This window comes from Streptomyces sp. NPDC020807 (assembly GCF_040641575.1).
GTDB lineage: Bacteria > Actinomycetota > Actinomycetes > Streptomycetales > Streptomycetaceae > Streptomyces.
Genome location: NZ_JBFADU010000035.1, coordinates 1 through 12110, shown reverse-complemented (window position 1 = coordinate 12110; position 12110 = coordinate 1). Strand labels below are relative to the sequence as shown.

The following is a 12110-nucleotide window of genomic DNA, read 5'->3' as shown; positions in this document are numbered from 1 at the left end:
CCTCAGACTGCGGCCAGCTTGCGGGTGATGAGTCCGTCGATGCGGTTCACCGTACGGAAGTTGTCGAACTGCAGGTCGTCACCCGTGACCGAGATGCCGAACTCCTGCTCCGCGAAGAGCACCAGCTGCATCACGAACATCGAGCGCACCAGGCCCCGTTCGAAGATGTCGTCGTCGTCGCCCACGGTCGACTCGGAGATGTTCTCCAGGATGAACTCGCGGATGGCAGCCTTGTTGTCCATTGGTCTTGGCCCTCTCTTTCAGCCGCGCTTGGCGGTCTCGTAGTTGAAGAAACCCTGTCCGCTCTTGCGGCCGTGCAGCCCCGCGTCCACGAGCTTGGTCAGCAGCGGGCAGGGACGGTACTTGCTGTCCTTGAACTCGTCGTACAGCACCTCGATCGAGAGCAGTACGGTGTCGAGCCCGATGAGGTCGGCGGTTTCGAGCGGGCCCATCGTGTGACCGAAGCACTCGACGAAGAGCCGGTCCGTGTCGGCCGCCGACGCCACGCCCTCGTGCACGAGGAACGCCGCCTCGTTGACGGTGAGCATCATGACGCGGTTGGTGACGAATCCAGGGGAGTCGTTCACGACGATGGTCTTCTTGCCCAGCGCCGACAGGAACTCGCGCGAGGCCTCGATCGTCGATTCCGAGGTGTGGTGGGCCCGGATGACTTCAACCGTAGGCTTCAGGGGCACCGGGTTCATAAAGTGCATGCCGATCACGTTCTCCGGCCGGCCCGTGAGGGCGCCCAGCCGGGTGATCGAAATGGCGGAGGTGTTCACCGCGATGATGACCTCGGGGCGGCAGATCTTCCCGAGCTGCTCGTAGATGGGCCGCTTCACCTCCCACAGCTCGGTGGCGTTCTCGACCACCAGGTCCGCCGCGGCGAGCTCCTGGAGGTCGGTGGTGAAGACCGTCTCCGCGACGAGCTCCTCGGCGGTGATCGCCGAGGACGGCGCGAGCATCGAGTACAGCCGGACGTCGTCCCGCAGTTGGGCCTGGGTGCGCGCCAGGATCTCCTCGCTTCGGTCGACGAGGATCACCTTGAACCCGGCCTGCCGCAGCGCGACGGTGACGCCCCTTCCCATCACCCCGGCGCCGATGACACCGACGGTACGAACGTTCACCATGACTACTACCTCAATCTCCCCGCACTGACCCGTGATCGCGACGATCCCGGTCGTGAAGTCGTCGGTCTTTCGATTGGTGTTTCCGGAAAGAACGAATAAAGCGTTCACTCGCCGGGAACCAAAGGCGTCAGCACCCCTGGCCCCCGGGCAGAAATGAAGACTCGTTCCTGAAGTCGCATCCCTTGGACAGGACTTGTGAGCTGCGATGTTGTCAACAGCTGTGGCAAGTCAACCCCCTCAGCACCTTACCTGTCGAGGGTGCCCCTCCCAAGTGATCACAGCAACACAATCTCCACTGGACAATGCCATGGCCACCGTGCAACATCGATCCAGGCCGGGGGGCCTGCGAGGGTCGAGGACGGGGGTCACGCAAGCCGACCAAACCCCCTTGCCAGCGGGGGGGCATGCGTGCTTACCCTGGTTGTCGTGCCCAGTGGTTTACACGCAATTGCCTTACTCCTGACGCGAGTCCGAACGCCTGAATCTGTCCGATTTGGGTCTCATTGCGTGCTCCGTAGCCAAATCAAATTCCTGTTGATTCCCGCTGGGCTCCGCCAACAACTTACGTGTGAACGGTAGTTACACTCTGGGGGAACAGCACCATGAACAGCTCGGCCGGCAGCTCTGGCCCCAACTCCCAGCGCACGGCGAGCGAGTGGCTGGGGCGCTCCACCGATGTTCCCCCTCTTGCCGTCCACGAGCTCTTCGAGCGGACGGCCCGTGACCCCGAGGGCTCGCGGGGGCGAGGAGGCCCCGACGCGATCGCCGTCGTCCACGGAGCGCGCAAGCTGACGTACCGTGAACTCGACTCCTCCGCCGAGCGCGTGGCCGACTGGCTGCTGGCCGCGGGAGTCGGCCCGGGCGAGCCCGTCGGCCTGTGCATGCGCCGCACCCCCGAGCTCTTCGCCGCGATGCTCGGCGTCCTCAAGGCCGGCGCCGCCTACGTCCCCATGGATGTCGCAGATCCGGACGAACGGCAGCGGTACATCACAGAACAGGCCGGAATCGGCGTGTTCATCACCGATGGGTCGCGCCAACTCCCCCTCGACGACGCCCGAGTGCTCGTCCTCGACGAGCACGGACCGGACACCGGACGCGAAATGGGCGAAGGCGGCGAAAGCGGCCGGGCCCGGACGGAGCGACCGGCCGTCGATCCCGACACCGGCGCCTACGTCATCTACACCTCCGGGTCCACCGGCCGCCCCAAGGGCGTCGTGATGCCCCACCGGGCCCTGGTCAACATGCTGACCTGGCACGACCGCACCCGGCCGGACAGCTGCGGCTCCCTCACCGCCCAGTTCTGCGCGGTGAGTTTCGACTTCTCCTTCCACGAGATCTTCTCGACGCTGTGCTTCGGCGGCACTCTCGTCCTCGCGGACGACGAGGTGCGCCGCAACTCCTTCGCCCTGGCGGACTTCCTCTCCGAGCAGCGCATCGAGCGCCTCTTCGTCCCGGTCACCGCGCTCACCCAGCTCGCCGAGGCCGCCTCCGGAGGCACCGCTCCCCTGGCGCTCGCCGAGGTGGTCACCACGGGCGAGCGGCTTCAGATCACGCCCGCCGTCGCCGAGCTGTTCCGTCGCACCGGGGCGCGCCTGCACAACCACTACGGGGCGACGGAGTTCCAGGACGCCACCACGTGCACGCTCAGCGGTGATCCGGCGGGGTGGCCCACGATCGTGCCTATCGGGCTGCCCCTCGACAACGTTCGCGTGTACGTCCTGGACGCGGAACTCCGCCAGGTGCCGGCCGGTACCGAGGGCGAACTGTGCATCGCGGGCGCGGGCGTCGCCGACGGCTACCTCGGCCGCCCGGACCTGACCGCCGAGCGCTTCGTCGCCGACCCGTTCGGGGACGGTCTGCTCTACCGCACGGGCGACCTCGCGCGGGCGACGGAGGACGGCGCAGTCGAGCACCTGGGCCGGATGGACGACCAGGTCAAGATCCAGGGCATGCGCATCGAGCCCGGCGAGATCGAGGCGCTGCTCGCCGCCCACCCCGACGTGCACGAGTCCGTCGTCCTGGCGCACGAGGTCCAGGGCCACAAGCGGCTGGTCGCCCACCTGGTGCCCCGCGACGAAGCCGTCCGCGACGGGCTGGCCAGGCGGCTGCACACGTACCTGTCCGACCGGCTGCCGCGCCACATGGTGCCCGAGGCCTACCCCGTGCGCGACGCGATGCCGCTCACGTCGAGCGGCAAGACCGACCGCCGCAAGCTCACCGCCCCCGCCGTCTTCGAACGGCTGGAGGGCACCGCGCCCACCAGGCTCGGTTCGCCGACCGAGGAGCTCGTCGCCGGGGTCCTCCAGGACGTCCTGAGCCTGGAGTCGGTCGGCGCCGACGACAACTTCTTCGACATCGGCGGCACCTCGCTGCACCTGGTCGAGGTGCAGCGCAGGCTCACCGAGCTGCTCGGCCGGCCCTTCGGCGTCGTCGACCTGTTCAGCCACCCCACGGTGCGGGGGCTCGCCGCCCACCTCGACCGCGACGGCACCACCACCGCCGCCGCACCCCGTGCCCGGCGCGGCCGCGCGTCCACCGCGGGCGCCGACATCGCGGTGATCGGCATGGCGGGCCGCTTCCCCGGTGCGGGGGACCTCGACGCGTTCTGGCGGAACCTGTACGACGGCGTGGAGTCCATCAGCCACCTGTCCACGTCCGAGCTCGACCAGACCGACCCCGGGCTGGCCGACCACCCCGACTACGTCAGGGCCGGTGCGGTACTCCCGGACATCGAGCTGTTCGACGCGGACTTCTTCGGCATCACCGCGAAGGACGCCGCGCTCATCGACCCCCAGCAGCGGGTGTTCCTGGAGTGCGCCTGGGAGGCGTTCGAGAACGCCGGGTACGTGCCGGGCGACGCGCAGGGGCCGGTCGGCGTCTTCGCCGGATCCAGCATGAGCACCTACCTGGTGAACAACCTCAACCCGCACCACGGCTACCCGGGGACCGGGCCGTTCATCGAGTCCGACATGCTCCAGTTCCAGCTGAAGCTCGGCAACGACCGCAACTACCTCCCCACGCGGGTCTCGTACAAGCTCGACCTGCGCGGCCCCAGCGTCAACGTCCAGACGGCCTGTTCCACCTCCCTGGTCGCCCTGCACCTCGCCTGCCGCAGCCTGCAGTCGGGCGAGAGCGCGATGGCGCTGGCCGGCGGGGTGTCGATCGTCGTGCCGCAGAAGGGCGGATACCTCCACGAGGAGGGGATGATCCGGTCGCGCGACGGCCACTGCCGGGCGTTCGACGCCGAGGCGGAGGGCACGCTGTTCGGCAACGGCTGCGGTGTGGTGCTGCTCAAGCGGCTCGACGAGGCCCTGGCCGACGGCGACCACGTCATCGCGGTGGTCAAGGGTTCGGCGATCAACAACGACGGTTCGGACAAGGTCGGCTTCACCGCGCCGAGCGTCGCGCGCCAGGCCGACGTGATCAAGGACGCGCTGGCCGACGCCGGTGTCGACGCCTCGACCGTCGGCTACGTCGAGGCCCACGGAACCGGTACGGCGATGGGAGACCCGATCGAGGTCGCGGCTCTCACCCAGGCGTACCGGGAGAGCTCCGACGAGCTCGCGGGCCGGTCCTGCGCCATCGGCTCGGTCAAGACCAACATCGGGCACCTGGACGAGGCCGCCGGAATCGCCGGGCTGGTGAAGGCCGCCCTGGCCCTGGAGCACCGGACGCTTCCGCCCAGCCTGCACTTCAACGCGCCGAACCCGCAGATCGACTTCGCGTCCGGCCCCTTCTTCGTCAACACGGCCACCACGCCGTGGCCCGCCTCCGACACCCCTCGCCGGGCCGGTGTCAGCTCCTTCGGCATGGGCGGAACCAACTGCCACGTCGTCCTGGAGGAAGCCCCCGCGCCCCGGTCCGCCACGGCCTCCGTGGCCGGCGCCGAGCGCCCGCGGCTGCTGGCGCTCAGCGCGCGCACCCCCGAGGCGCTGCGCGAGCTGACCGGCCGCTACGTCCGCCACCTCACGGACAACCCCGGGCTCGCCTACGACGACGTGTGCTTCACCGCCGCGACGGGACGCAAGACCTTCGAGCACCGGCTCGCCCTCGTCGCGCGGAATGCGCAGGAGGCGCGCGACGCCCTCGCCGCCGCCGAGGCGGGCCCCGCGCAGACCCGCCGGGCCGGGAGCACCGCGTTCGTGTTCAGCGGCCAGGGCTCGCAGTACGCCGGCATGGGACGCGAGCTGTACGGAACGCAGCCCGTCTTCCGGGACGCCCTCGACCGGTGTGCCGCCCTCCTGGACGGCAGGCTCGCCCGGCCGCTCCTCGACGTGCTGTTCCCCGCCGAGGGCGAGGTATCGCCGGTGGACGAGACCGAGTACGCCCAGCCCGCCCTGTTCGCCGTCGAGTTCGCGCTCGCCGAACTGTGGGAGTCCTGGGGGGTCCGCCCCGACGTGATGATCGGCCACAGCCTGGGCGAGTACGTCGCGGCCTGCCGGGCCGGGGTCTTCACGCTCGAGGACGCCCTGACCCTGGTCACCGAGCGCGGCCGGCTCATGCAGGCCCTGCCGTCGGGCGGCCGCATGGTCTCCGTCGCCGCGCCCGAGGCCGAGGTCGTCGAGCTCATCGCCCCCTACCGTGAGCACGTCTCGGTGGCCGCGGTGAACTCCGCCGGGTCGACCGTCGTGTCCGGCCGGGGCCAGGACGTCGAGGAGATCGTCGCCGTCCTCGTCGAGCGTGGTGTCAGGCACCGCGAGCTGACCGTCTCGCACGCCTTCCACTCCCCGTCGATGGAGCCGATGCTCGCCCGGTTCGCGCGGGTCGCCGAAGCGATCGACTACCGGGCACCGAGCGTGCCCGTCGTCTCCAACGTCACCGGTGAGGTGATCGGCGACGAGATGGCCCGCGCCTCCTACTGGATCGAGCACGTCATGCGGCCCGTGCGGTTCGCCGACGGCGTGACCGCGATGGCCCGGCTCGGAGCGACCGTCTTCGTGGAGATCTCGCCCAAGCCCACCCTGCTGCAGTTCGTCGGCGCGGAACTCGGCGACGCGCCCGCGCTGCTGGTGCCGACCCTGCGCCCCGGCCGCGAGGAAGCCCAGCTGCTCGAAGGCGTCAGGGACCTGTGGATGGCCGGCCTCCCCGTCGAGCCGTCCCGGCTGTACGCCCCCGGGGAGCACCGCCGGGTCGCGCTGCCCACCTATCCGTGGCAGCGCCGCAAGCACTGGATCGACGCCCCCGCGGCGACCGCCCCGGCCGCCCCCGCGGGTCCGCCGCTCATCGGACAGGCCCTGGACCTGGCCGACAGCGACGACATCCGCTTCCGTTCGGTGGTGGGCGCCCGGCACCTGTCGTGGCTCGGCGACCACCGGGTGTTCCAGACCATCGTGATGCCCGGCGTGGCCTACCTGTCGACCGCGTTCGCCGCGGGGCAGGAGGCCTTCGGCTCCGAGAGCGTCGAGCTGCGGGACTTCTTCATCCACCGGGCGATGACCTTCTCGGACGCGTACGCCGACCGGGACGCCCAGATCGTCCTCAAGCCGGACGGTCCGGGCTCGCACGGACTGCAGATCTTCTCCCGCTCGTCCGGCGCCGCCAAGGAGCCCTGGACGCTGCACATCTCCGGAAGCCTCGCCCCCCTGACCGACGGGCGACGGGACGACGGCACCGCCGAGTCGCTGGACGACCTGCGGGCACGCTTCACCGGGGAGATCCCGGTCGAGGACATCTACCAGGGCGAGCGCGAGCGCGAGATCGACCTGGGCCCGCTGTTCTGGGCCACCGAGCAGCTGTGGCGCGACGACCAGAAGTGCCTGTCCCGGATCGCCCTGCCGACGGAGCTGCTGGCCGAGGCACCGTCGTACCGGATCCACCCGGTCCTGCTGGAGGCCTGCTTCCTGGCGCTCACGGTGACGTACCCCGAGAAGTACGGGCGTCGCACCTACGTGCCCGTCGGCGTGGAGCGGATGCTGTTCCACGAACGGGTCGGCACGCACGCGTGGTGCCACGCCCGGCTGCGGCCCTCCGACAGCGACGACCCCGAGACCCTGCACGGCGACGTGGACCTGTACGACGCCGACGGGCGGATCGTCCTCACCATGGAGGGCGTGCTCCTCAAGCGGGCGCACCGGCAGACCATGGTCGGCCGGCCTGACGCCGCCTGGCGCGACTGGCTCTACCGGACGTCGTGGACGCCCGAGCCCCTGCCCGCCGGCACCGGCTCCGGGCACAAGCGGTGGCTGCTGCTCTCCGACGGGCCGACCGCCCTCGCCCTGTCCGAGGCCGCCCGCGCCCACGGCATCGAATGCGTCGTCGCGTCCCCGGCCGACGCGACCGGCCCCGCGGACTTCACGCGCCTGCTCGACGGGGCCGGGGCCGGACTGGACCTGGTCGTGGCCTCCTGGCCCGCCGACGCACCCGTCGACGGCTCCCCGGAGACCGCGCTCGACCACAGCGTGCGTCTCCTGCACCTGACCCAGGCGCTCCTCACGCAGCGCGAGAACGCCCCGCGGCTCTCCGTCGTGACCCGCGGCGCGCAGGCCTTCGCCGACCAGGAGGTGAGCGACCCCGCGCAGGCCGCCCTGTGGGGCCTGGGCCGGGTGATCGGCCTGGAGCAGGTGGACCTGGGACACGTACAGATCGATCTGGACCCGGCGCTGCCCGCCGCCGAGCAGGCGACCCCGCTCGCGGCCGAGCTGGGCCGGACCGGCACGAACGACGAGGACCAGATCGCCTACCGCGGTCAGGTCCGGCACGTGGCACGGCTCGCCCGGACCTCGCTCGGGGAGGGCGGCACCGACGTCGTACGGGCGGACGGCAGCTACCTGGTCACCGGCGGACTCGGCGGACTCGGCCTGGAGACGGCCCGGCTGCTGCACGAGCGCGGGGCGCGCCACCTGGTCCTCGTGGGCCGCGGCGCTCCGCAGCCGGCCGCCGAGGCCGTACTGGCCGAGTTGCGTGCCGCGGGCACCCGTGTCGTGACCGTCGCCGCGGACATCGGCGACGAGGAGCAGCTGACCGCGTGCCTGCGGTCGATCGCCGACGACCCCGAGCTGCCCGAGCTGCGCGGTGTCCTGCACCTGGCGGGCGTCCTGGACGACGGTGTGCTGGGCCAGCAGTCGGCCGAGCGCTTCGACCGCGTCTTCGCGGCCAAGGCGCGGGGCGCGTGGCTCCTGCACCGGCTGACCGCGGACCTGCCGCTGGACTTCTTCGTGCTCTTCTCCTCGGTCTCCTCCGCGCTCGGCGCCCCGGGACAGTCCAACTACGCGGCGGCCAACGCCTACGCGGACGGACTCGCCTCCTACCGACGCGGCCTCGGCCTGCCGGCGCTCGCCGTCCAGTGGGGCTCCTGGGCCGAGACCGGGATGAGCGCCCGGCTGGGCCTCGACCGCAAGCTGGAGCGGATGGGCGAGGGGGTCATCCCCAAGAAGCAGGGCATCGACGCGCTCGGCGCGCTGCTCGGGGCGCGCACCGACAGCGGCGCGGTCGGCGTGCTGCCGATCCACTGGCCCAGGTTCCTGGAGCACCAGGTCGGTGCGGTGCCGTACCTCTCCGACTTCCAGCAGCGGCCCGCGGCCGACCGGACCGCCGCCCCCGCCGAGACGTTCCAGGAACGGCTCGCGGCGACGGAGCCGGAGCGCCGCCGCGACCTCCTGGCCGAACGGGTGTGGGAACAGGTGGTGCAGAGCCTCGGCTCGGAGCACGGCCTGGAGCCGGACGCCGGCTTCTTCGCGCTCGGCCTGGACTCGCTGGGCTCCATCGAACTGCGCAACCGGCTGCAGACCGCGTTCGGCTGCCGCCTCGGCCAGACGGTGGTCTTCGACTACCCGACGCTTGCCTCGCTCACCGCTCACCTGTGGGACGTGGTCGGCATCGCCGAGGACGAGGACGAGGCCGAGGACGAGGCCGAGGGCATCGACCAGAAGCGGCCCTCGGACGACGTGAACGACGTGGACGACACGGACGACGTGGACGACGTGGCGCTGCTGCTGGCCAAGAAGCTCGGGATCGGGAACATCGACCATGCGTGAGAAGAACGAGACGTACGAGGCTCTGCTGCGCGGGGCGCTGGCCCGGATCGAGGAGCTCGAGGCCGCGGTCGACGAGGCGCGCGACAGCGCCTCGCGCCCCGTCCCGATCGCCGTCGTCGGCATGGGCTGCCGCTTCCCCGGGGCCGACGGCCCCGACGCCTACTGGAAGCTCCTGTCCGAGGGCCGCGACGCGGTCACCGAGGTCCCCGCCGACCGGTGGGACATCGACGCCTTCTACGACCCCGACCCGGACGCACCGGGCAAGATGTCCACCCGGCACGGCGGCTTCGTCGACGGCCTCACCCGCTTCGACGCCTCGCTCTTCGGGATCTCCGCCCGTGAGGCGGCCAGCATCGACCCGCAGCAGCGGATGCTCCTCGAGGTCTCCTGGGAGGCCTTCGAGCACGCGGGCATGCCCGTGAAGTCCCTGCCCGCGCGCACCGGCGTCTTCGTGGGCATCAGCAACGTGGACTACCGCGAGGCCATGGTGTCCGGCGGGGCCCAGGCCCTCGACGGCTACTTCAGCTCCGGCAGCACCACCAGCACGGCGAGCGGCAGGCTCTCCTACTTCCTCGGTCTCACCGGCCCCTCGCTCTCGGTCGACACCGCCTGCTCCTCGTCCGCCGTCTCGGTCCACCTCGCCGTGATGAACCTGCGCAGCGGCGCCTGCGACATGGCGCTCGCGGGCGGGGTGAACCAGATCGTCACCCCGCACGAGACGATCAGTCTCTCCAAGGCCCGCATGATGGCCCCCGACGGGCGCTGCAAGCCCTTCGACGCCGAGGCCAACGGTTACGTACGGGCCGAGGGCTGCGGAATGATCGTCCTCAAGCGACTCGAGGACGCCCGTCGTGACGGGGACCGGATCCTCGCCGTGATCCGCGGCAGCGCCACCAACCAGGACGGGCACCGCAGCGGCCTGACCGTGCCGCACGGTCCCTCGCAGCAGGACGTCATCCGCCGTGCCCTGGCGGATGCCGGGGTCGCCGCCGACGAGGTCGGGTACGTCGAGGCGCACGGCACCGGCACCGCGCTCGGCGACCCGATCGAAGCCGCCGCGCTCGGCGCGGTCTTCGGTGACCGGGAGCGCCCCCTGGTGGTCGGTTCGGTCAAGTCGAACTTCGGGCACCTGGAGTCGGCGGCCGGCATCGCGGGCATCATCAAGGCCGTGCTCGCCCTGCGGCACGCCGAGATCCCGGCCAACCTCCACTTCAACAACCCGAACCCGTTGATCGACTGGGACGGGCTGCCGGTGCGGATCCCGACCGCGGCCGAGCCGTGGAAGGAGGAGCGGCGGGTCGCCGGTGCCAGCTCGTTCGGCTTCAGCGGCACCAACTGCCACGTGGTCCTGGAGTCCGTGCCGCAGGAGCGGCCCGCGGAACGGCCGACGGACCGCCCCGCCCACGTCCTGAGCCTCTCGGGCGCGACCGAGGCGGCGCTGGAGGAGGCGTCGGCGCGGATGGCGGCCTTCGTCGCCGACGGCGCGGACGGCGCCTCCCTGGCCGACGTGTGCTTCGCCGCCAACACCGGACGCAGCCACCTGGAGCACCGCAGGGCCGTCGTCGCCGAATCCGCCGAGGACCTGGTGCGGCAGCTGACCGGTGAGGAGCCCGGCGCGCTGACCGGGCACGTACAGGGGCAGCGGTCCGTACCCGACGTCGCGTTCCTCTTCACCGGTCAGGGCTCCCAGTACCCGGACATGGGACGGGAGCTGTACCGCACCCAGCCGGTGTTCCGGCAGGCCGTCGACCGGTGCGCGCGGGTCCTCGACCCGCTGCTGGGGAGGTCGCTGACGGAGCTGCTGTACCCGGAGCCGTCCGAGGAGCCGAGCGGCGATCTCGACCGCACGGGGTACACCCAGCCCGCGCTGTTCGCGGTGGAGTACGCCCTCGCCCAGCTGTGGCGGTCCTGGGGCGTCGAGCCGAAGACCGTGCTGGGCCACAGCGTCGGTGAGCTCGTCGCCGCCTGCGTCGCCGGGGTCTTCTCGCTGGAGGACGGTCTGCGGCTGATCGCGGAGCGCGGACGTCTGATGCAGGAGCTGCCCGAGGGCGGTGTCATGGTCTCGCTGCGCGGGCGCCCCGAGCTGATCGAGGACGTCGTGCGCGCGTACCCCCTGGTGTCGGTCGCGGCCGTCAACGGGCCCGAGGAGCTGGTGATCTCGGGCGACGGCGACCAGACGGCCGAGGCCGTGGAGAAGCTCGCCCGGCTGGGCGTCACCGGCCGTGAGCTGAAGGTCTCCCACGCGTTCCACTCGCCGCTGATGGACTCGATCGCCGGGCCGCTGACCGAGGTCGCCCGGAGCATCACGTACGCCAGGCCGAAGATCCCCGTGATCTCGAACGTCACCGGCGGACCGGTCGGTGCCGATCTCCTGTGCGATCCCGGCTACTGGGTGCGGCACGCCCTCGCCCCGGTCCGCTTCGCCGACGGCGTGCGCGCGGCGTACGAAGCGGGCGCCCGCGCCTTCGTGGAGATCGGTCCCAAGCCCGTCCTGCTGGGACTGGGCCGCGAATGCCTGCCGGACGCCGACGCGATGTGGCTGCCCAGCCTGCGCCCGGGCCGGGACGTGACCGGTCTTCTCCACAGCCTCGCCGCGCTGCACGTCCGGGGCGTCACCGTCGACTGGCAGGCCTTCGACCAGGAGTACGCGTCCGCGCGCCCCGACGTCGCCCTGCCCACCTATCCCTTCCAGCGCGAACGCCACTGGTTCACCGAAGAGGAGCCGGGCCTCGCCCGGGGCCGGATGTCCGACGAGGACTGGTTGGTGGGTGTGGAGTGGCGGGAGGCCGCGGCGGAACCCGCCGACGCGCCGAGCGGCCGCTGGTTCGTCACCGGCACCGACGAACACCCCGGCCCCGACACCACCACCGTCACCGACCCCGCCGAAGCCGACCACGTCCTCTTCGCCGCCACACCCCACACCGGCCAGGACCCCGCGGACCACGCACTCAACCAGACCGTCGCCCTCCTCGAACTCGTCCAGCGCATCGTCGACGGCCCCAGCACC

At 71.4% G+C, this 12110-nt stretch carries 4 protein-coding genes; 2 read left to right on the top strand and 2 right to left on the bottom strand.

All coding sequences use genetic code 11. The annotated features are described in order from the left end of the window. Positions 1-2 precede the first annotated feature (2 nt). Together AB0G79_RS31060 and AB0G79_RS31055 are read right to left on the bottom strand one after the other, a co-directional pair. The gene (locus AB0G79_RS31060) at positions 3-242 is read right to left on the bottom strand and encodes a hypothetical protein (RefSeq protein WP_360812386.1); all 240 of its coding nucleotides are present in this window, start codon (positions 240-242) and stop codon (positions 3-5) included. An 18-nt stretch (positions 243-260) separates the two neighbouring features. After that, positions 261-1130, bottom strand: a complete 870-nt coding sequence (locus tag AB0G79_RS31055; RefSeq protein WP_360812384.1) for a 3-hydroxyacyl-CoA dehydrogenase NAD-binding domain-containing protein — start codon at positions 1128-1130, stop codon at positions 261-263. Positions 1131-1732: 602 nt separating this feature from the next. Between AB0G79_RS31055 and AB0G79_RS31050 the strand changes: the two genes are divergently transcribed. After that, positions 1733-9103 carry an amino acid adenylation domain-containing protein gene (locus tag AB0G79_RS31050; protein ID WP_360812382.1) on the top strand — a complete coding sequence of 2457 codons (7371 nt, stop codon included), beginning with the start codon at positions 1733-1735 and terminating at the stop codon, positions 9101-9103. Further along, positions 9096-12110 (top strand): type I polyketide synthase (locus tag AB0G79_RS31045; RefSeq protein WP_360812379.1); only part of this gene is annotated, 3015 nt, incomplete at its 3' end. The genes AB0G79_RS31050 and AB0G79_RS31045, both read left to right, overlap by 8 nt.